Origin of the sequence: Brachybacterium paraconglomeratum, from assembly GCF_003994255.1 — a bacterium.
Lineage (GTDB): Bacteria > Actinomycetota > Actinomycetes > Actinomycetales > Dermabacteraceae > Brachybacterium > Brachybacterium conglomeratum.
Window position 1 is genome coordinate 210,445 of the sequence record NZ_ML133853.1, and the last position, 19,496, is coordinate 229,940.

Below are 19,496 nucleotides of genomic sequence, written 5' to 3' on the forward strand. Positions count from 1 at the left end.
AGTGTGCGATCTGCTCCGGGTGGCGCACCTGCGCGCAGTGCTGCCGGGCACGGCGAAGGTGCTCGGACCCGAGGAGGTGCGTCAGGCGGTGCCCGCGCAGGCGCGCAATGTGCTCACGGCCCGCGGCGAAGGCAGTACGCTCCGCTGGGACGAGCCGGGGCGCCATGGTGCGCCGAGCTCGGGACGAGTCGATGACGACCAGGAGCCGGGATGAACGCACTCCGACGGCCAGAAGGGGACGCGTCGCGTCGCCTCCGCTTCGTGTGGGACTACTCAGTGCTGCTGGACTGGTCGGCCGACACGGAGGGCGACGACCTGCCGGATGTCGAGGAGCTGCTCCCCGCCGATCTCGTCGCGCGAATCCACGCGTGGGGCGAGGAGATGGAGGGTGCGTACGGCGAGTACTTCTCCGAGAAGCCTCCACCCGTCGCGCCGGAGCTCGCGAAGCAGCTGGAGGCCGAGTACCGCGGGTTCCGCCAGGAGATCCGCGGGCTGGGGTTCGAGCTCATCCGGGAGCGCCCGGGCTGGCCCTTCGGCGTGCGGGAGCGCCCTGCGTGGATGTTCCGTGCGCGGCCTGGGCGGGCGGCAGGTGAGCTGGCGTGAGGCGGCTGCTCGCCGGGCTCGGCAACGCCGTGCTCTTCATCGTGCTCGCACCTCTTCTGCTCGTCATGCTGATCCTCGTTGTTGCAGGAGCTGCCGTCGCCTGGGTCGTGCAGGAGATCCTGGCCGCGGTGAGGAGAGAGCCCCGTGTGCGCCTGCCCGACACCGGGGTCGTCCTCGTCGGACGGCCCGATGCGGAGACGAGCCGCGAGTTCGTCGCGGCAGCGATCCTCGCGCGGTGCTCCGCCGAGGTGGCCCGCCATGCCGGAGAGGGCGGTGACGTCACGCTCACCTCGGACGCCGCGGCGGAGCTTCCGGTCGTCGTCCGACACGCCGAGGAGCCCGTCGACGAGGAGGACGAGATCGAGGTCGACATCGGCCCCTGGACGGTGGGGTGCCCGGAGGGCTATGACTACGGCGAGGGCGATGCCGCGGTCACCATGGCCACGGCGTACCTGGATCGCGGCCTCACCACCCGCGTGATCGGGAGGCGGACGGTCGCCCTGCTGCGCCTCGAGGAGTCAGGGGTCTGGTGGCGTCCCGAGGCGGATGGCGGCGGGGCCTTCGCCCAGGCCGGGTTCCGGGACCTGCCGGGGAGAGCCGCGACCGACGCCGAGCTCACACGACACCTCAAGAGGACGAGGGCCCGACAGGACGAACACTGAGCGCGCGACGAGCGCCCCGCCGGGCCCGCTCCACGGCACCACGCCGGGCACCCTGACCTCACTCCAGCGGGTTCTCCTGCGGCGGCAGCGCCGCGACCAGCGGGTGGTCCTTCTCGATGACGCCCATCTTCGCCGCGCCGCCGGGCGCTCCGAGCTCGTCGAAGAACTCGACGTTGGCGTTGTAGTACTCCGCCCACTCGTCGGGGGTGTCGTCCTCGTAGAAGATCGCCTCGACCGGGCACACCGGTTCGCAGGCGCCGCAGTCCACGCACTCGTCAGGTTGGATGTAGAGCATCCGGCTGCCCTCGTAGATGCAGTCGACGGGGCACTCGTCGACGCAGGCGCGGTCCTTCACGTCGACGCAGGGCAGGGCGATCACGTAGGTCATCGGATGCGGTCCTCCCAGGAGCGGTGGTGCGGTGCGGGCTCTTCCCGCGGTGCTGCGAGCACCGTAGGATCTCAAGTGCACTTGAGGTCAAGGTGGAGGGAGCGGATGCGCATGAACGCGCCCCACGAACCCGAGGAGCTCATGACCATCGGCGAGATGGGCCGACGCACCGGCGTCGCCGCGAGCGCCCTGCGCTACTACGAGGACCTGGGGCTCATCGCCTCCGTGCGCACCGCCGGGAACCAGCGCCGCTACGCCCGGCACATGCTGCGCCGCGTCTCCCTGGTCTCGGTCGCCAAGCGACTCGGGATCCCGCTGGCCGACGTCGGCGCCGCTTTCGGCGACGTCCCCATGGACCGCACGCCCTCCCACGCCGAATGGCAGCGGGCCTCCCGCCGCTGGCGCCGCACTCTCGAGGAGCGTCGACGCGCGATCGAGCGGCTCGAGCACGAGCTCACCGGCTGCATCGGCTGCGGCTGCCTCTCGCTGAAGGCCTGCGCGCTGCTGAACCCCGACGACGCGCTCGCCGCGACCGGCGCCGGGCCCCGCCGGCTCGAGGACGTCATCGAGGACGACGACGAGGCGTGAGCGCGGCGCTCTGCGTCCGCTGGTGGCGGAGTAAGGCGCATGGGTTTGCCTTCAAGCGGACCTGAGGTTCTATGGTCGAGCTGTTGCTCGTCGGGCGGACCGGCGGGGTTCGACGAAAGGAAGGACTGATCATGGCTGAGTACACGCTTCCCGATCTCGATTACGACTACGGCGCTCTGGATCCCTCGATCTCGGGGAAGATCATGGAGCTGCACCACTCCAAGCACCACGCGACCTACGTCAAGGGTGCGAACACGGCGCTGGAGAAGCTCGCCGCGGCCCGCGAGGCCGGGGACTTCGGGTCGATCAACCAGCTGTCGAAGGATCTCGCCTTCAACCTGGGCGGTCACACGAACCACTCGATCTTCTGGAAGAACCTCTCCCCGGAGGGCGGCGACAAGCCGACCGGTGAGCTCGCGCAGGCGATCGATGAGTTCTTCGGCTCCTTCGACTCCTTCCGTGCGCACTTCACCGCGGCGGCGCTGGGCATCCAGGGCTCGGGCTGGGCGGTGCTGGCCTACGAGCCGATCGGCGGGAACCTGGTCATCGAGCAGTTCTACGATCAGCAGAACGGTGTGCCGGTGGCGACGATCCCGCTGTTCCAGCTGGACATGTGGGAGCACGCCTTCTACCTCGACTACCAGAACGTGAAGGCGGACTACGTCAAGGCGATCTGGAACATCGTGAACTGGGCTGACGTGCAGGCCCGCTTCGAGGCCGCGCGCTCGTCGGCGTCCGGTCTCGTCGTGCCGCAGGCCTGATCCCTCGGGCGTCGTGCCCTGAGCACAGCCGGCTCCGGCCCGTGTCCCCTGACGCAGGGGGCGCGGGCCGGTGTCATGCCGCGGGCCGGCGTCATGCCGGGGATCCCCGCACAGCCGCGTCATGCGTCGCGCGAACTCGCTCGCACCGCTCCGGCAGTCCGCCGACACCCCGTCCGGACCAGGCCTCCTGCAACTCGTTCGCGGACCCTCCTGACGCCGGGAGCGCGCTGGAGTAGGGGCACCGGCACCTCGCCGACGCACGGCGGCCCGGACCCGTCGTGCGTCGGCGTCGGCATGTCGAGGGACAGCGGGACCCGCGCAGCGCCGCGGCTCAGACGGCCGGGTCCTCCACCCGCCCGTCGCGCAGGGTGATCACGCGGTCCGCGTCCTCGGCGAACTCGCGGTCGTGGGTGACCATCACGGTCGCGACCTTCAGCTCGCGGGTGATCCCCACCAGCAGGTCCACGACCTCGCGGGATCGCTCGTGGTCCAGGGCGCTGGTCGGCTCGTCCACCAGCAGCACCGCCGGATCGGTGAACAGGGCGCGGGCGATGTTGACCCGCTGGCGCTGACCGCCGGAGAGCTCGTGGGGGCGTCGGCCGGCGTACTGGCCCATCCCGACGCGCTCGAGCATCGCCTCGGCGCGGTCTCGTTCGGCGCGCAGTCGCCGGCCGCGCACTCCGGCGAGGTGCTTCGTGACCAGCAGCTGGTCGCGCACGGTGAGGGCGGGCAGCAGGTTCGGTTGCTGGAAGACGACGCTGATCCGGTCACGGCGCATAGCGGTGCGGCGCTTCTCGTCCAGGGCGGTGAGGTCGGTGCCCTCGATCTCGACGGAGCCGGAGCCCGGGACGACCAGCCCCGCGGCGACGCTGAGCAGGGTGGACTTGCCCGAGCCGGAGGGGCCGAGGATCACCGCGAACTCGCCGCGGGCCACGTCGAGGCTCGCCTGGTGCAGGACGGTGTTCAGGCGCTCGCTGCCGTCGGGGTTCCGGCCGTCGGGGTAGGTGACGGTGACGTCCCGCGCGGAGAGCGCGGGCGCGGTCGTCGTGGTGTCGGGGGTGGTGATGGTGGCGGTGGTGGTCATGGGGGTCAGTTCCCTCCGAGGGCGAGCAGCGGATCGACGCGGGTGACGCGCCGGGTGGCGAGGACGGAGCCGAGCAGGCCGATCACGAGCACTCCCGCGACGGGCAGCAGCACGGTCACCGCCGAGGACTCGAACGGGGCGACGGTCGCGAGCGCCGCACCGCCGGTCCCGCCGACGATGCCGCCGACCGCCGCGCCGACGGCGAGCAGGATCGCGGCCTGGCCGACGGTGTCGCGCAGGACGTAGCGGGCGGTCGCGCCGAGGGCGCGCAGCACGGCGATGTCGCGGGTGCGCTGGATCGTCCAGACGGACAGGAAGGCGATCGTGACCAGGGCGGAGATGCCGTAGAGGAAGCCCTGGATGAGGGTCAGCGAGCCGTTCTCCGAGGAGTAGGACGGCAGCGCGGCGAGTGAGTCGGAGACGCTCACGGCGCGGGTGCCGGAGTCCCAGGCGGCCTGCTCGACGACGGCGTCGTCCGGTCCGGCGCCGTGGATTAGCAGGGCGGAGCCCGCGGTGTCCTCGGCCTGGTGGGCGAGGTCCTTGAAGGTGCCCACGTCGACGTAGCCGACCGGGGAGTGGGAGTACCAGGAGGTCGGGGCGGTGCCGGCGACGGTGAGGTCCTGCCCGTTGACCTGCACGGTGTCCCCGGCCGTGACGTCGAGGTCGGCGGCGACGTCCTCGGGCAGCAGCGCCTCGCCCGGAGCGGGCGCCGAGGGCAGCGCCTGCGCGGCCTCGCCGTCGGGGGCGATGCCGAACAGGGCCAGCGAGGTCACGGCGTCGCCGGCCTCGATGCGCATCTGCCCGACGGACAGCGGCTCGGCGGTGATCCCGTCGGCCGCCTCCCAGGTCGCGGCCTGGTCGGTCGAGATCTGCGAGTCGGACCAGGAGATCTCGTCCCCGAGGGTGGGGGTGAGCACGACCGCGTCGGCCGGCAGGTCCTGGATGGCGGAGATGTTCTGGTGGGCGAGGCCGCGGGTGAGGCCGGTCAGCAGCACCAGCAGCAGCGTGAGCAGGGCGATCACCCCGATCATTAGGGTGAATCGACCCTTGGCGTGGACGATGTCCTTGAGTGCGACGAACATGGCTCCATGCCATCGCGGATCCCGGCCTGCGACATCGCCTGTGCGGGATGGTCCCCGATGACCCGAAGGATGAGCGCCGAGTCGTCCTTTCGGACGATGCCGTGAGCGGGGGCGGGGGGCGGGACTGGCCCTAGAGTGTCGAGGGTGAACGCAGAGCCAGTCCCGGAGCAGAAGTCGGGCCGTCCCCGGATCGGGGAGGACCCCGCGCCGACGGGCGACACCTCCACCGCCCTCGCCGCCACCCTGCGCGGCGCGATGCACATCGCGTTCCTGGTGCTGCCGGTGGTGGGCGCGGTCCGCGCGATCACGGCCGACGGAGTCCCCGCGCCGCTCGCGATCCTGTGCGCCGTCGTGCTCGCCGTGATCTACCTGCTCGGCTCGCAGCGGGCCCTGCGCCGCGGCGACGCCGGACGCGCCGACACCACCGACCTGCTGCTCCCGTCGGCGCCGTGGGTGCTCGCGCTGACCGCCGCCTGGATGGCGACCACCTTCGTCTCCCCGTCGTTCGTGTGGATCGCCTTCACGCTGTTCTTCCTGGTCCTGTTCGCGCTGGGCCCCGTCGGCGGGCCCCTCGCGCTCGCGCTGGTGACCCTGTGGGCGATCGTCTCCCCGGTGCTCGGGCGGGACGAGGCCCTGCTGGGGGTGGGCGAGATCCTCGGACCGCTGATCGGCGCCGTGTTCTCCCTGGTCGCGCATGCCGTCTACCGGCGCCTGCTGCGCGAGACGGATCGCAGCCGGGTGCTCGTCACGCAGCTCCGCGCCGCCCAGGCCGAGCTCGCCGACTCCGAGCGGAGGAAGGGCGTGGCCGAGGAGCGGCAGCGCCTGGCCAGCGATATCCACGACTCCCTCGCCCAGGGCCTGAACTCGATCGTCATGCTCTCCCGCTCCGCGGGCGCCGCCCACCCGTCGGCCGCCGAGGAATTCTCCCGGATCGAGCGCACCGCCCGCGAGAACCTCGCCGACGCACGCGGCCTGGTCCGCGATCTCGCGGACCGCGCCCCTCGCACCACCCTCGAGCAGGCGCTGCGCGAGGTGATCGCCCGTGTCGAGGCCCTCGGCGGGCCGACCCGCTGGGAGCTGCGGGTCGACGGGACCCCGATCGAGCTCGCGCCCGAGCAGGTGGAGACCCTGCACCGGGCGGCGCAGTCGCTGGTCGCGAACGTGCAGCGGCATGCGGAGGCGCAGCGCTGCGTGCTCACGCTGGCCTGGTGGCCGGACCGGGTGAGCCTCGACGTGGTCGACGACGGGCGCGGCTTCGACCCGTCGGCCGTGGGCTGGGCGGCCGGCGGCGCTGCCACCGGCGACGCCGCGCGCACCGCCCCCGCCGCCCGCTCGGCGGACGCCCTCGCCGCCGGGCCGGCCGTCGGCGCCCCTGCGCCCGCTCGCGCCGAGGGCGGCGACGGGCTGCGCCTGCTGCGCGCCCGGATGGACCGGGCCGGGGGTACCGTGACGATCGATTCGACCCCGGGGGAGGGCACCGCCGTCGGTCTGTCCCTTCCGCTGCGCGACCAGGAGGCCCGACCGTGAGCATCCGACTGATGATGGTCGACGACCACCCCGTCGTCCGCGCCGGGCTGCGCGCCCTGCTCGAGGCCGATGCGGAGGTCGAGGTCGTCGCCGACGTCGGCTCGGGCGACGAGGCGCTGCAGGCGCTGGACCGGCTGGTGACCACCGGTGACGGCGCTCCCGACCTGGTGCTGATGGACCTGAACCTCGGCGACGGGATCGGCGGGATCGAGACCACGCGGAAGCTCCGTGCGCAGCACCCGGGCGTGCAGGTCCTCGCCGTGACCACCTTCGACGCGGAGGCCGACGTGGTCGGCGCGCTCGAGGCCGGCGCGACCGGCTACGTGCTCAAGGACGCGCCCACCGAGGCGCTGCTGGACGCCGTGCGCGAGGCCGCCGCCGGCCGCTCCGTGCTCGCCCCCGAGGTGCAGCAGCTGCTGGTGCGGCGCATGGCCGAGCCCCGCACCGCCCTGTCACCGCGCGAGACCGAGATCCTCGAGGTGCTCGCGACCGGTGCGACGAATCGCGAGGCGGCCAAGCGGCTGTTCATCTCCGAGTCGACCGTGAAGACCCACCTCGTCCACCTCTACGAGAAGCTCGGGGTCGAGAGCCGCACTGCGGCGCTGCGGGTCGCGCGGGAGCGTCGGCTGATCCGCTGAGAGGGCGGACGGCGTCAGGTCACGCCGAGAGCAGGGCGCAGGAAGCAGGGCATGCCGGCGGCTCCTGACCGTCGGAGGTGAAGTCCGTGCAGGTCGCAGCCGTGGACGCCTGGCTCGGCCCCGGGCGCTGCGCCCTATTCTGAGCAGCTGCGCCCGTCCCGGGGCGCCCGTGGACGGAAAGAGGTGGCCCTGTGCGCACCGAGATGACGCGATCGCTGGGAGTGGCCGGCATCGTGCTGATGGTGGTCGCCGCCGCGGCCCCGATCACCGTGGTGGTCGCGAACTTCCCGCTGATCCTGCTCGAGTCCGGGAGCATCGGCGCGCCGCTGATGATCCTCGCGGCCACGCTCATCCTGCTGCTCTTCGCCGTCGGCTTCACCTGGATGACCCCGCACGTCCCCGACGCCGGCGCCTTCTACGCCTACGTCCACCAGGGGCTCGGCCGGCGGGCGGGCCTCGGTACCGCGGCGGTCGCCCTGCTCAGCTACGTGCTGCTGACCGTGTCGATGACCTGCTATCTCGGCGTGCAGGCCGGGAACCTGCTCGCCCTGTGGACCGGGATCGAGCTGCCGTGGTGGCTGATCTCCGCGGTGATGATCGCCGTGGTGGGCGTGCTCGCGCATCGCCGCATCGATCTCTCCGCCGCAGTGCTCGGGGTGGTGCTGGTGCTGGAGATCCTCGCGGTGCTCGCGATCGACCTCGGCGTGCTGGCCTCCGGCCGCGAGCTCACCCCGGGGCCGTTCAGCCCCGCCGAGGCGCTCTCGGGCGCACCGGGCCTCGGGCTCCTCTTCGCCTTCCTCGGCTTCTTCGGCTTCGAGGCGACCGCCGTGTTCCGCCACGAGGCCCGCGACCCGCTGCGCACCATCCCGCGCGCCACCTACGTCGCGGTGCTGCTGATCGGCGTGCTCTACACCGTCTCCTCGTGGCTGGTGATCTCCGGGCTCGGCGCCGAGGACGCCCTCGACGCCGCGGCGGCGAGCCCCGACTCGGTGGTGGTCGCGCTCGCCGGGGACGTGGTCGCGCCGATCATGCGCGACGTGACCCAGGTCCTGGTCGTGACCAGCATGTTCGCGTGCATGCTGGGGTTCCACAACATCGTCTCCCGCTACCTGTTCACCCTCGGTCGGCGCGGAGTGCTGCCCTCCGCGCTCGGGCAGGTGCACCGGGTTCATCGCGCCCCCTCCCGCGCCTCGCTCGCCGTCACCGGCATCACGGCCGTGATCGTGCTGGTCTCGGCGCTCGCGCAGCTGGACCCCGTGGTCGAGATCTACACCTGGTACTCGGGCCTCGGCGCGATCGGGGTGATCGCGATGATGGCGCTGACGGCGCTCGCGGTGCTCCGCTTCGGCGGCCGACGGGGTCCCGGCGTGCGCTCGGCTCCCGGCGCGGCCCGGGACTCGAACGGCCGACGCGCGGGCGCGGGCACCCTCGCCGCGACCGGGCTCGGCGGGCTGGGACTGTTCGTCGTGCTCGGCATCTCGCTGGCGAACTTCCCGCTGATGGTGGGCGGGACGGCCGCGGCGATCGTGTGCGCCGCACTCCTCGTCGGCGCCTTCCTGCTGGGCGCCCTCGCCGGGCCGACGCGCAGCGCCGGCGCCCCCGAGGACGGGAACGCCGGTGCAGGGGAGTCGGACGACGGGGGACCGGTCGACGAGGCGACGGTGGGCGGCGCGGGCGAGGACCCGGGGCTCACCACTGATGGGCGACGTCGATGACCAGGCGGGACCCGTCGCCGGGGCCGTCGAGCACGAAGGCCCGCATCGGGAGCCGGGCGCGGACGCCGAGCCCGATCAGGGTCTGCCCCTCGAAGCTGCCGGTGAAGGCGACCTGGCGGAAGGTGCGATAGCCGGTCACGTCCACCGCGCGCGACGGGGTGCGCGGCGAATAGGTCGCCTCGCCGCGGTCGTCGTAGGCCGCCGCCTCGACGAGGACCTGCAGGTCCGCCGCACCGGAGAGCGGGACGACCTGCCCGGAGCCGAGCTGCTCCACCCGGCTCACGTAGGAGACGGAGTACCCGGTGACGGTGCCGTCCAGGTCCACGACGAGCCGGTCGAAGCAGTCGTGGCGGCCGGAGCGGAGGTTCTCGACCTGGGCCGAGGTGGTGGCGGTGACCGACTCGGGGAGCGATCCCCAGCGGATCCCGCAGTACGGCGCGGCCGACGCGGTGGCCGGGGCGACGGCGCCCAGTCCCACCAGCAGCGCGCCCGAGGCGAGGACGGACAGGATTCTCTTCTTCACGGCTGCCTCCTTCAGGAGACGGCGAAGGCCACGGCGGCCAGGGCCGTATGACGGGATTGTCCGCTCCCGCGCGAGCGCGATCCAGTGACCGGCAGGTCATGACGACCGAATCGTGATCTAGGGATGACCTGCGGGAGCGGAACTGTCCGCAGCCATCGCGTCGGCCGGTGCCGAGGGAGATCGGCACCTGATGCCCGATGAGCGGCACGAGCGGCTGCAGGCGGCGGACCTCGGTCCCGCATGTCGCGGCCGAGGGGCTGGCACGATGCCTCGTATGACAGCGCTCGTCGCCTATGCGACCCACTCCGGAGCCACCCGCACCCTCGCCGAGACCCTCGCCGACGCCCTGCGCGAGGCAGGCCTCGACTGCGACCTCGTCGACCTCGAGGAGGCGCCGGATCCGTCCGGCTACGACGCCGTCGTGCTCGGCTCGGGCGTGCGCGTCGAGTCCATCGAGAAGAGCGCCGCGGCCTGGGCGACGCAGCACGCCGACGCCCTCAGGACCAGGCCCTTCGCCTTCTTCTCCTGCTCCGGCTCCGCCTCCGACCCCGCCAAGGGAGGGAAGCAGAAGGCGACCGACGCGTTCCTCGCGACCCTCGACCACACCCCCGTCGCGACGAAGAACTTCCCCGGCTGGGTGCTCATGGACCGCATCCCGCTGCACGAGCGCGTGCTGCTGAAGTCCATGCGCACCCCCACCGGGGACTTCCGCGACCTGCCCGCCGTCGCGGCATGGGGGAGGGAGATCGCGCCGCTGCTGCAGGGGTGAGTCGCGGCCGCGGGCGTCAGCTTTCGCGCACGACCTGCAGGAACAGCTCGTGGAAGCGCGTCTCGCCGGTCGACTCCGGGTGGAAGGCGAGCCCGAGCACCCGTCCCTGCCGCGCCGCGACCGCCCGCCCGTCCGGCAGCGCGGCGAGCAGCTCCGCGGCCGGGCCGATCTCCTCGATCAGCGGGGCGCGGATGAAGGCGGCCCGCACCGGCGGCCCGTCGGCCCCGGGCCCCTCGAGCGCGGGGACCACGAGATCCGTCTCGAAGGACTCCGTCTGCCGGCCGAAGGCGTTGCGGCGCACGGTCACGTCCAGCCCGCCGAAGGTCTCCTGACCGGGGCCGCCGTCCCGCAGCCGCGCGGCCAGCAGGATCAGCCCCGCGCAGGTGCCCAGCACCGGCAGCCCGCCCGCGATCGCCTCCCGCAGCGGCTCCCGCAGGCCGGTGAGCCGGGCGAGACGATCGATGACCGTGGACTCCCCACCCGGGATCACCAGGCCGTCCACCTCGCCCAGCTGGGCCGGCCGTCGCACCGGCGTGACCTGCGCGCCGAGGTGCTCGAGCATCCGGGCGTGCTCGCGCACATCGCCCTGCAGCGCCAGCACCCCGATGCGCGGGCCGGCCGCGCCGACGACCGTCGTCGCGTCTCGCGCAGCGGCGGTCGGAGCGACGGCCGACGGGCCCCCGGGCGCCTCCGTGACCGTCGGGCCCCTGCTCACCAGCCGCGCTCGGCGAGGCGGTGCGGGGCGGGGAGGTCGGCGACGTTGATGCCGACCATCGCCTCGCCGAGGCCGCGCGAGACCTCCGCGACCACGGAGGGGTCGTCGTAGGAGGCGGTGGCCCGCACGACGGCGGCGGCGCGCTTCGCGGGCTCGCCGGACTTGAAGATCCCGGAGCCGACGAACACCCCGTCGGCCCCGAGCTGCATCATCATCGCGGCGTCCGCCGGGGTCGCGACCCCGCCCGCAGTGAACATCGGCACGGGCAGCGCGCCCGCCTCCGCGACCTCCTTGACCAGGGCGTACGGGGCCTGGAGGTCCTTCGCCGCGAGGTAGAGCTCGTCCTCCGAGCGGGCGGCCAGCGCCCGGATCTCGGCGCTGATGGTGCGGATGTGCTTCGTCGCCTCGGAGACGTCGCCGGTGCCGGCCTCGCCCTTGGAGCGGATCATCGCCGCGCCCTCGGTGATGCGGCGCAGCGCCTCCCCGAGGTTCGTCGCCCCGCACACGAAGGGCACGGTGAAGCGGTGCTTGTCGATGTGGTGGACGTAGTCGGCGGGGGAGAGCACCTCGGACTCGTCGATGAAGTCGACGCCCAGCTCCTGCAGCACCTGCGCCTCGACGAAGTGGCCGATCCGCGCCTTGGCCATCACCGGGATCGAGACCGCCTCGACGATCCCGTCGATCATGTCGGGGTCGGACATGCGGGAGACGCCGCCCTCGGCGCGGATGTCGGCGGGGACCCGCTCGAGCGCCATGACGGCGACGGCGCCGGCGTCCTCGGCGATCCGCGCCTGCTCGGGGGTGACGACGTCCATGATCACGCCGCCCTTGAGCATCTCGGCGAGGCCGCGCTTGACGGTGCCGGTGCCGGTGGAGGGGGTGGTGCCGTTCGACGGGGTGGGGGCAGGGGCGCTCATGGGAGCTCCTTCTCAGCTCGCGTGGCGCGGGCCGACGGCTCCTGACGCCGCGACCCTCCCTGCACCACTTTGGTCTAGGCCAAAACGTAGCACGGGGTCGCGTGAGCGTCCTCGGGGGTCCACAGGGCGGCGCGGATCTGGGCGGCCATCGCGAGAAGTGGCGCTCAGCGCGCAGCGAGGCACGTATGCGGGGATGGATGCGGGCTGAGCGCCACCATTCGCAGCCGCCCTTCCGGCAAGGCCCGTCTCCACTCCGGCCGCCGCCCTGCGCGCGCCCTAGACTCGGGCGCGTGGAGAACACCTCGGCCGCGCAGATCAGCGGCAGCACCGCCGCGGAGATCGCCGGCAGCGTGCGCGGTCTGGTCGACCGCGGCGAGCTGGTCCCCGGCGACCTTCTGCCGCCGGTGCGCGCCCTCGCCGAGCAACTGGGCGTCAACCGCAACACCGCCGTCGCCGCGTACCGGAAGCTCGCCCGCGACGGCGCCGTCGTCGCGCAGGGCCGTGCCGGCACCCGCATCGCCGGACCGCAGGCGGTGGCGCAGGAGGGCTTCGCCGCCCCGGGCGCGCTCACGGTCCCCACCGACCGCGCCGCTCGCGCAGGCTCCGCGGATCCCGATGGACTGGGCACCCCCGAAGCTCCCGGTAGCCCCGGGAGAGCAGGCCGGGGTGCCGGGGACGTTCCCGCGGTAACGCTGCGTGACCTCGGCACCGGCAATCCGGACCCCGCCCTCATCCCGGACCTCGCCCCGGCGCTCGCCGGCGCCGTCGGCCGCCCCGTGCTCTACGGCGAACCGGTGATCGACCCCGGCTTCGAGGCCTGGGCACGGGAATGGGTCGCGCCCGACGTGCCCACCGGCGCCGATGCGGATCTGACGCCGACCAGCGGCGCCGTCGACGCGATCGAGCGGCTGCTGGCGCAGTCCCTCGTCCGCGACGACGCCGTGGCGCTGGAGGACCCGTGCTTCCTGGCCAGCATCCAGACGGTCCGCCACGCCGGCTACCGGACCCTGCCCGTCCCCGTCGACGCGGACGGCATGACCCCGGACGGGCTCCGCGCCGCGCTCGAGGCCGGGGCCCGCGCCGTCGTGCTCACGCCCCGCGCCCAGAACCCCACCGGCGCCTCGCTCAGCGCCCGCCGCGCGGAGGAGCTGCGGGCCGTGCTCGCCGAGCACCCCTACGTTCTCGTCGTCGTCGACGACTACTATTCGTTCCTCTCCCGTCGGCCCTTCCGCTCGCCGCTGCCGCGCGGGCACCGCCGCTGGGCGCTGGTGCGCTCGGTCTCGAAGTTCCTCGGCCCCGACCTGTGCCTCGCGGTCGCCGCGACCGATCCGGAGACCGCAGGGCGGCTCGCGCTGCGGCTCAGCCCTGGCACCACCTGGGTCAGCCACCTCCTGCAGCGCCTCGCCCACGGGGTCCTCGCCGACGACGCGTCGCGCGCCCTCGTCGAGCGCGCGGGAAAGCACTACGCCGCCCGGAACGCGCAGGTTGCTGCGCTGCTCACGGCGCAGGGCCTGCCCGTCCGTGCGGCCGACGGGATGAGCCTGTGGGTCCCCGTCCCGCGCCCCGCCCGGGAGGTCATGGCGGAGCTCGCCCGGCGAGGATGGCGGGTGCGGACCGGGGACGAGTTCCGCCTCGCCCCGGGCGGGCCCGGAGCCGAGGCTTCCCGGCACCTGCGCCTGACCGTGCACGACCTCACCGGCGCAGAAGCGGAGCGGTTCGCGACGGATCTGGCCCACGTGGCCGGGCCGGGGCCTGCTGCAACCGACGTGCTGCGCGAGGGGGCCGGCAGAGCGTAAGCCGAGCGGCCGAAGGATGCGGAGGCCGCGCTCAGCGCGTCCGCTCGATCGTGCCGACGATCGTCTCGCTGATCTCGCGCAGCGCGCGGAGCTGCGCGGCGTCCAACGGGTCGATCGCGAGGTCGAGCACCTCGGCGGCATGGCCCGGCGCGGTCGCCACGACCTTCTCGAAGCCCGCGTCGGTGAGCACGGCGAGGGTGGTGCGTCCGTCGGCCGGGTCGGGCAGGCGCTCCACCCAGCCCTTCGCCTCCAGGCGGGTGACCACCTGCGAGAGGCGCTGGAGGCTCGAGTCCGCGCGCGCTGCGAGCTCACGCAGGCGCAAGCGACGCTCCGGCTGCTCGGAGAGCTGCGAGAGCACCTGGTAGTCGAAGTGGGTGATCCCGGCGTCGCGACGCAGCTGTGCGTCGAGCGCCGTGGGCAGCCGCACGAGGAGGCTCGTGAGAGCCCGCCAGGTGGCCTGCTCCTCGGGCGTCAGCCAGCGCGGGTCCTGGTCGGTGGTCATCCGGCAGATCCTACGGGCCCCGGGGCGAGCATTGGCCGCCGCCGCGGCCGCGTGACTAGGATCGACGGCGACCGTGACCGCTCCGACGACGGAGAGCACCCATGTCCCTGCAGGACCCGCCGACCGCGCTGCGCGTCGGCATCGTCGGCACCGGGGGGATCTCCCGGGCCCATCTGCCCGGCTGGCAGGCGCTCGGCGCCGAGCTGCACTGCACCAGCCCCGAGGGCGCCGAGGCGTTCGCCGCCGAGGCCGGGGCGCGCGTGCACCCGGACCTCGACGCACTGCTCGCGGCGGTGGACGTCGTGGACGTCTGCACCCCCACCCCCTCGCACCCCGGCATCGTCCGCGCCGCCCTCGACGCGGGGAAGGACGTGCTCTGCGAGAAGCCGCTCGCGCTGACCGGCGAGGAGGCGCGAGGGCTGGCCCGGCACGCCGAGAACGTCGGCCGCCTGCTCTTCCCCGCGCACGTCGTGCGCTACTTCCCGCAGTACGCCGCCGCGAAGCGCGCCGTCGACACGGGCGCGATCGGCACCCCCGCCGTGCTGCGCTTCGAGCGCACCGGTGCCCTGCCGGACCGGGACTGGTACGCCGACGAGGAGCGCTCCGGCGGCATCGTGATGGACCAGATGATCCACGACATCGACCAGGCGCTCTGGCTCGCCGGCGACGCGGAGTCGGTCCACGCCCGCCAGCAGGTCGCCGCCTCCGACCCGACTGTGCGCACCGCCCACGTGGTCCTCACCCACCGCTCCGGCGCGCTCAGCCACTGCCGCGGCTTCTGGGGCCCCGAGGGCACCCGGTTCCGCTACACCTTCGACCTCGCCGGCGACCGCGGCCGCCTCCGGTACGACAGCGCCGGCGACGCCGGTATCACCTTCGACGACGTCGCCTCCGCCCGGCAGGCGAGCGGCGACGGCTTCCTGCCCGACGTCTCCACCATGGAGGACCCCTACGCCGCCGAGATCGCCGAGTTCGCCCGCGCGGTCACCGTCGGCGGCACCACCCGCGTCGAGGCGGCCGACGGCGCCCGCGCCGTGGAGGTCTCCCGCGCCGCCCTCGACTCCCTGCGCACCGGACGGAGCATCCCATGCTGAACGCCCCAGGTCAGGACCCCGCGAACGCATCGGCCGACGCCCCGCTGCGCGTGGCGCTGATGAGCTGCGCCCACACCCACGCCTTCTCCTACGCGGCGCTGCTCGAGGCCCGAGCCGACGTGGACCTCGTCGTCGCCGACCCCGACGGCTACGGGGACGTGCGCGGGGTGCGGGTCGTCGGCAGCTACCAGGACGCCTGGGAGGCCTGGCCGGAAGGCCCCGACGCCATCGTCGTCACCAGTGCCAACGCCCACCACCGCGAGCTCGTTCTCGAGGCCGCTCGCCGCGGCGTGCACGTGCTGTGCGAGAAGCCGCTCGCGACGACCGTGGCGGACGCCGAGGAGATGGTCGCCGACTGCCGTGAGGCGGGCGTGGTGCTGATGACCGCCTTCCCCGTCCACTTCTCGCCCGCCGTCCAGGCGCTGCGCGCCGCGGTCGCCGACGGCACCCTCGGCGAGATCGTCGGCCTCACCGGCACGAACAACGGCAAGCTCCCCGCGGGGCGCGACTGGTTCACCGACGTCGAGCTCGCCGGCGGCGGCTCGCTCGTGGACCACACCGTGCACCTCGCCGAGATCCTCGACTCCGTGCTCGGGGAGCCCGAGAGCGTCCACGCCGTCTCCAACCGGATCCTGTACGCGGGCCGTGCGGGGGAGGGCGCCGAGACCGGCGGGCTCGTCACACTCACCTATTCCTCCGGCGTCGTCGCCGCCATCGACTGCTCCTGGTCGATGCCGGCCGACGCGCCGACCTGGGGCGGGCTCACCCTCCAGGCCCTCGGCACCGGCGGCCAGCTCCAGATCGACGCCTTCGCCCAGCACGTGGGCGGGCCCGGCCAGTGGCTGCCCTACGGCACCGACCTCGACGCCCTGCTGCTGGACGCGTTCCTCGACGCGGTCCGCGCAGGCGAGGCGGCCGCGCCGACCGGCGAGGTGGGGCTGCGGACCGTCCGCGTCGTCGCCGCCGCGCAGGAGTCCGTGCGGACCGGGCAGCCGGTGGCGCTCGCGGGGTGAGGGGAGCGGTGCTGGGCATCGTGCGGTGCTGCGAGACCAGCGGTGCTGAGGGCCGCACGGGGCCGGGGTGTGAGGTGCCGGGGTGTGAGGTGCCGGGGCGTGAGGTGCCGGGCCGCAGCGATCCGTCGGCCCCGCAGCCACACTTCCTATAGGGTGCCGGTCGAGCGGGTGCGTCGCCGAGAGCGGCCCGCCCGTGCGACGATCGACGCCGCCGGGACAGGCGATGACGCAGGGCCCGGGAAGAGAGGAGTGCCGTGATGGCTGTGCGACGGCAGGTGCTGCGCGCCGAGGTCGAGGAGCTGATCCTGCAGCGGCTGCTGGAGGCCCGCTGGCCGCCGGGCGCGCGGCTCAGCATCGACGGGCTGGCCCGTGATCTGGAGGTCTCGCCGACGCCGGTGCGAGAGGCGATGGTGTCCCTCGAGCGGTCCGGGCTGGTGGAGTACGTGGCGCTGCGAGGCTACGTCGTCGCGCCGATGCTCGACGCCGAGCAGATGACAGAGCTGCTCGATGCCCGACGCGTCGTCGAGACCGCCGCGCTCGGCCGAGCCTTCGAGGACGTGGATGCGCTGCTCGCCGCCCTCGAGGAAGCGCACGCCGCCCACGGCGCCGTCATCGCCCGGATCGAGGCCGCCGGCGAGGTGAGCATCGAGCTGCTCCAGGAGCACTTCCATGCCGACTGGGCCTTCCACCAGACGCTCTTCGACCACTCCGGGAACCGCTACCTCTCCACGATGGTGGAGACGGTGCGCCCCCACACCCATCGCATGCGCCAGACCTGGGTGGGCGGGCCCGCCGCGCTCGACGTCCACGAGGCCTACACCGAGCACGGAAGGATCCTCGAGAAGGTGCGCCGCCACCACCACGACGGGGCGCTGCAGGCCCTGGACGAGCACCTCGCCGCCGTGCTCGAGCGCTCCCACGCCGTCGCCGAGGCCGAGGAGGCCGGCGGCACCGCGAAGGGCTGACGGGCCGCGATCTCAGCGGTCGGCGGCCGGATCCGCCGACGGCTCCGAGAAGCGGGCGCGCAGGAACTCCGAGTGCACGTCGAGGGTGCGCGAGACGCCGGAGACGACCTCGTGCTCGAGCCGGTCCAGGCGCCCGTCCAGCACCGCGAGCTGCTCGTCGATGCGCTGCAGGTTCCCCGCCGCGCGGGCGCGGGTGTCCTCCGTCGAGGTGGGGGTCAGGAAGCCGACCGTGTCCTCGAGCGCGCCCACCAGCTCGGGGACGTAGCGCTCGGTCATGCCCTCCAGCAGCATCACATCGGGGTCCGAGGCGCGACGGGACTGCAGCGCCGCCGAGCCCAGCAGCGCGTCGACCCGCAGCAGGAGGGTCTCGGCGCGGTCCAGCAGGCGCTTCTCCGTCGGCCCCTGGACCCGGCGCCGCATCCGATGGATGCGCCGGCGCTGCTGGGTGGAGTCCTTGACGATCTTCTCCAGCATCGCCCGGGTGCCGGAGGAGATCTCCTCCGCGGAGCGGCCCAGGCGCGTCGGCCTCGGTCGACGATTGCGCAGCAGGAAGGCGCTGCCGCCGCCCGCCACCGCGGCGATGCCGAGGCTCGCCAGGAACGGGGTGAGCAGACCGGCCCCGCCCACCAGGGCGCTCACGCCGAGGAGCATGAAGCTGCTGATCCCGAGCACGCCCGCGAGCACCACCGGCACGCCGACGGTCAGCCAGCGCCCGCGCCTGCGGGGCAGCGAGACCGAGCGGGAGCGCGGGGCATGGACCGTGCCCTCGAGGGGTGCGGTGCCGGCGGCCCACGACCCGGGCGCGGGCGGCGCCGGGGCGCGCAGGCCGGGGTGCGCGCCGGGACCGGGGCGCGAGGGCGTCCCGCTGGGCCGTGCCGGGTGCCGGCGGGACGAGGGGCTCTGGGGGCTCATGGGAACCGCGGACCTCTCTGTGGACGGAGCTGAGGTCTCGACGGGGAGGGCCCTGCGGTCCGGCCTCGGGGCGATCGCGGGAGGGGACCTGCGCGGCCGCGGACCCGGTGCGGGCCCTCGTCGTCGACGGCTCCCAGGCTATCGCGGCACCGTGAGGATCCCCTGGGGGATGTCCCCCTGATCCTGGGAGGGAGGCCCAGGGTGGACGGCGTCCTCGCGAAGGGCGGAGGGGGTGTCCATGCCCCCACCGCAGCACATCCCGGCGGGGCGACAGATCAGGCGGCCGCGTGCGCCTCGGCGATCCGCAGCAGCTCGAGGTAGCCCTCCAGCTTCCACGCGGTGCGGCCGACGAACAGGCCGGTCACGTGCTCGATCCCGAGCAGGCCGGCGGCGTTGTCGAGGTTCACCGAGCCGCCGTAGAGCAGCCCCGTGACCTTCCCCGAGTACTGCCCGCCGAGCGCGGCGAAGGGTTCGACGAGCTCCTCGACGGTGGCGGGGCGGCCCTTCTCGCCGATCGCCCAGATCGGCTCGTAGGCGATCACGACGCGGGAGAGCTCCTCGGCGGAGAGCCCCTCGAGCGCCCCCGCGGCCTGCTCGAGGATGAACGCGCTCGAGCCGCCGGCCTCCTTCACCTCGGCGCTCTCCCCGATGCACAGCAGCGGGGTGAGACCGTGACGGAGCGCGGCGGCGACCTTCAGGCGCGTGGTCTCCACCGTCTCGCCGAAGTGCTCGCGTCGCTCGGAGTGCCCGATCTCGACGACCTGGGCGCCGGCATCCTTGGCCTGTGGCACGGAGACCTCACCGGTCCACGCGCCCTCGTCCTCCCAGTGCGCGTTCTGCACGCCGAGCAGCACGGGGGAGTCCTCGCCGAGGATGCTGCGCACCGTCGTGGTGGCGGTGAAGGAGGGGATCACGAAGGGCTGCACGCCTGAGGGAGCCTGCCCGCCGTGCTCGCTCGTGAGGTGGTCGCGCAGGCCCTCGGCCCAGGCGCGGCCCTCGGCGAGGGTCTTGGTCATCTTCCAGCTGGTGCCGATCCAGAGGGGGGACATGCTGCTCCTTCGACGAGACGTGCCATGTGGGCGGGGGTTGTTCGACGTCCGGTACCGCAGCGCGAGAGTTGTTCGACGTCCGGTGCCACGTCGCGGGGGTTGTTCGACGTCTAGTACCACGTCGCGGGGGTTGTTCGACGTCCGGTACCAGGGTGCGGGGGGCGGGCGGCGGACAACAAGGAGGGGGGGGGGC

At 73.7% G+C, this 19,496-nt stretch carries 22 protein-coding genes; 13 read left to right on the forward strand and 9 right to left on the reverse strand.

Features of this window, described 5'->3' with window-relative positions:
* Position 1: 1 nt before the first annotated feature.
* Genes DS079_RS06955 through DS079_RS06965 form a run of 3 tightly spaced genes read left to right on the forward strand, consistent with a single transcriptional unit; the run spans position 2 to position 1,265 of the window.
* On the forward strand, positions 2-214 hold the full coding sequence (locus tag DS079_RS06955) for a hypothetical protein (protein WP_010551992.1): 213 nt from the start codon (positions 2-4) through the stop codon (positions 212-214).
* On the forward strand, positions 211-603 hold the full coding sequence (locus DS079_RS06960; protein ID WP_126986041.1) for a hypothetical protein: 393 nt from the start codon (positions 211-213) through the stop codon (positions 601-603). Before DS079_RS06955 ends, DS079_RS06960 begins: the two co-directional genes overlap by 4 nt.
* Positions 600-1,265: a hypothetical protein gene (locus DS079_RS06965; RefSeq protein WP_126986043.1), complete on the forward strand. Its 666-nt coding sequence runs from the start codon at positions 600-602 to the stop codon at positions 1,263-1,265. The genes DS079_RS06960 and DS079_RS06965 overlap by 4 nt, the downstream gene beginning before the upstream one ends.
* 58 nt (positions 1,266-1,323) lie before the next feature.
* Here the strand turns inward: DS079_RS06965 and fdxA are convergent, their stop codons facing one another.
* A complete protein-coding gene (gene fdxA, locus DS079_RS06970) occupies positions 1,324-1,653 on the reverse strand; it encodes a ferredoxin (RefSeq protein ID WP_010551989.1) in 330 nt (109 codons plus the stop codon).
* A 105-nt stretch (positions 1,654-1,758) separates the two neighbouring features.
* Between fdxA and soxR the strand changes: the two genes are divergently transcribed.
* Together soxR and DS079_RS06980 are read left to right on the forward strand one after the other, a co-directional pair.
* On the forward strand, positions 1,759-2,241 hold the full coding sequence (soxR, locus tag DS079_RS06975; RefSeq protein WP_010551988.1) for a redox-sensitive transcriptional activator SoxR: 483 nt from the start codon (positions 1,759-1,761) through the stop codon (positions 2,239-2,241).
* Positions 2,242-2,372: 131 nt separating this feature from the next.
* A complete protein-coding gene (locus DS079_RS06980; RefSeq protein ID WP_126986045.1) occupies positions 2,373-3,002 on the forward strand; it encodes a superoxide dismutase in 630 nt (209 codons plus the stop codon).
* A gap of 331 nt (positions 3,003-3,333) precedes the next feature.
* Here DS079_RS06980 and DS079_RS06985 read toward each other — a convergent pair whose 3' ends face one another.
* The gene (locus DS079_RS06985) at positions 3,334-4,086 is read right to left on the reverse strand and encodes an ABC transporter ATP-binding protein (RefSeq protein ID WP_126986047.1); all 753 of its coding nucleotides are present in this window, start codon (positions 4,084-4,086) and stop codon (positions 3,334-3,336) included.
* 5 nt (positions 4,087-4,091) lie between these two features.
* Entirely contained in the window at positions 4,092-5,168 is a 1,077-nt protein-coding gene (locus DS079_RS06990) for an ABC transporter permease (RefSeq protein WP_126986049.1), read from the reverse strand.
* Between the two features lie 144 nt (positions 5,169-5,312).
* On the opposite strand from DS079_RS06990, the gene DS079_RS06995 reads away from it, so the two are divergent.
* The 3 genes from DS079_RS06995 to DS079_RS07005 all read left to right on the forward strand — a co-directional run bounded on the left by DS079_RS06995 (position 5,313) and on the right by DS079_RS07005 (position 9,048).
* Positions 5,313-6,695 carry a sensor histidine kinase gene (locus DS079_RS06995; protein WP_126986051.1) on the forward strand — a complete coding sequence of 461 codons (1,383 nt, stop codon included), beginning with the start codon at positions 5,313-5,315 and terminating at the stop codon, positions 6,693-6,695.
* Positions 6,692-7,333: a response regulator gene (locus DS079_RS07000; protein WP_126986053.1), complete on the forward strand. Its 642-nt coding sequence runs from the start codon at positions 6,692-6,694 to the stop codon at positions 7,331-7,333. The genes DS079_RS06995 and DS079_RS07000 overlap by 4 nt, the downstream gene beginning before the upstream one ends.
* 191 nt (positions 7,334-7,524) lie before the next feature.
* Positions 7,525-9,048 carry an APC family permease gene (locus tag DS079_RS07005; protein WP_126986055.1) on the forward strand — a complete coding sequence of 508 codons (1,524 nt, stop codon included), beginning with the start codon at positions 7,525-7,527 and terminating at the stop codon, positions 9,046-9,048.
* On the opposite strand, the gene DS079_RS07010 is transcribed toward DS079_RS07005, so the two are convergent.
* On the reverse strand, positions 9,023-9,571 hold the full coding sequence (locus tag DS079_RS07010; protein WP_126986057.1) for an AMIN-like domain-containing (lipo)protein: 549 nt from the start codon (positions 9,569-9,571) through the stop codon (positions 9,023-9,025). The genes DS079_RS07005 and DS079_RS07010 overlap by 26 nt on opposite strands.
* A gap of 274 nt (positions 9,572-9,845) precedes the next feature.
* Between DS079_RS07010 and DS079_RS07015 the strand changes: the two genes are divergently transcribed.
* A complete protein-coding gene (locus DS079_RS07015) occupies positions 9,846-10,340 on the forward strand; it encodes a flavodoxin domain-containing protein (RefSeq protein ID WP_126986059.1) in 495 nt (164 codons plus the stop codon).
* A gap of 16 nt (positions 10,341-10,356) precedes the next feature.
* Here DS079_RS07015 and pdxT read toward each other — a convergent pair whose 3' ends face one another.
* Both pdxT and pdxS read right to left on the reverse strand, forming a co-directional pair.
* Positions 10,357-10,902, reverse strand: a complete 546-nt coding sequence (pdxT, locus tag DS079_RS07020) for a pyridoxal 5'-phosphate synthase glutaminase subunit PdxT (RefSeq protein WP_241237586.1) — start codon at positions 10,900-10,902, stop codon at positions 10,357-10,359.
* Between the two features lie 149 nt (positions 10,903-11,051).
* Positions 11,052-11,972: a pyridoxal 5'-phosphate synthase lyase subunit PdxS gene (gene pdxS / locus DS079_RS07025; protein ID WP_126986061.1), complete on the reverse strand. Its 921-nt coding sequence runs from the start codon at positions 11,970-11,972 to the stop codon at positions 11,052-11,054.
* Positions 11,973-12,262: 290 nt separating this feature from the next.
* On the opposite strand from pdxS, the gene DS079_RS07030 reads away from it, so the two are divergent.
* On the forward strand, positions 12,263-13,768 hold the full coding sequence (locus DS079_RS07030; protein WP_126986063.1) for an aminotransferase class I/II-fold pyridoxal phosphate-dependent enzyme: 1,506 nt from the start codon (positions 12,263-12,265) through the stop codon (positions 13,766-13,768).
* Between the two features lie 31 nt (positions 13,769-13,799).
* Here the strand turns inward: DS079_RS07030 and DS079_RS07035 are convergent, their stop codons facing one another.
* Positions 13,800-14,270 carry a MarR family winged helix-turn-helix transcriptional regulator gene (locus DS079_RS07035; protein WP_126986065.1) on the reverse strand — a complete coding sequence of 157 codons (471 nt, stop codon included), beginning with the start codon at positions 14,268-14,270 and terminating at the stop codon, positions 13,800-13,802.
* Positions 14,271-14,371: 101 nt separating this feature from the next.
* Here DS079_RS07035 and DS079_RS07040 point away from each other — a divergent pair, with 101 nt between their 5' ends.
* The 3 genes from DS079_RS07040 to DS079_RS07050 all read left to right on the forward strand — a co-directional run bounded on the left by DS079_RS07040 (position 14,372) and on the right by DS079_RS07050 (position 17,342).
* A complete protein-coding gene (locus DS079_RS07040; RefSeq protein ID WP_126986067.1) occupies positions 14,372-15,364 on the forward strand; it encodes a Gfo/Idh/MocA family protein in 993 nt (330 codons plus the stop codon).
* Positions 15,358-16,377 (forward strand): Gfo/Idh/MocA family protein, encoded by a 1,020-nt coding sequence (locus DS079_RS07045; RefSeq protein ID WP_126986069.1) that lies wholly within the window; start codon positions 15,358-15,360, stop codon positions 16,375-16,377. The genes DS079_RS07040 and DS079_RS07045 overlap by 7 nt, the downstream gene beginning before the upstream one ends.
* Positions 16,378-16,634: 257 nt before the next feature.
* The gene (locus DS079_RS07050; RefSeq protein WP_126986071.1) at positions 16,635-17,342 is read left to right on the forward strand and encodes a GntR family transcriptional regulator; all 708 of its coding nucleotides are present in this window, start codon (positions 16,635-16,637) and stop codon (positions 17,340-17,342) included.
* Positions 17,343-17,354: 12 nt separating this feature from the next.
* Here DS079_RS07050 and DS079_RS07055 read toward each other — a convergent pair whose 3' ends face one another.
* Both DS079_RS07055 and DS079_RS07060 read right to left on the reverse strand, forming a co-directional pair.
* Positions 17,355-18,254: a hypothetical protein gene (locus DS079_RS07055; protein ID WP_126986073.1), complete on the reverse strand. Its 900-nt coding sequence runs from the start codon at positions 18,252-18,254 to the stop codon at positions 17,355-17,357.
* A 275-nt stretch (positions 18,255-18,529) separates the two neighbouring features.
* A complete protein-coding gene (locus DS079_RS07060) occupies positions 18,530-19,303 on the reverse strand; it encodes a triose-phosphate isomerase (protein ID WP_126986075.1) in 774 nt (257 codons plus the stop codon).
* Between the last annotated feature and the right edge of the window lie 193 nt (positions 19,304-19,496).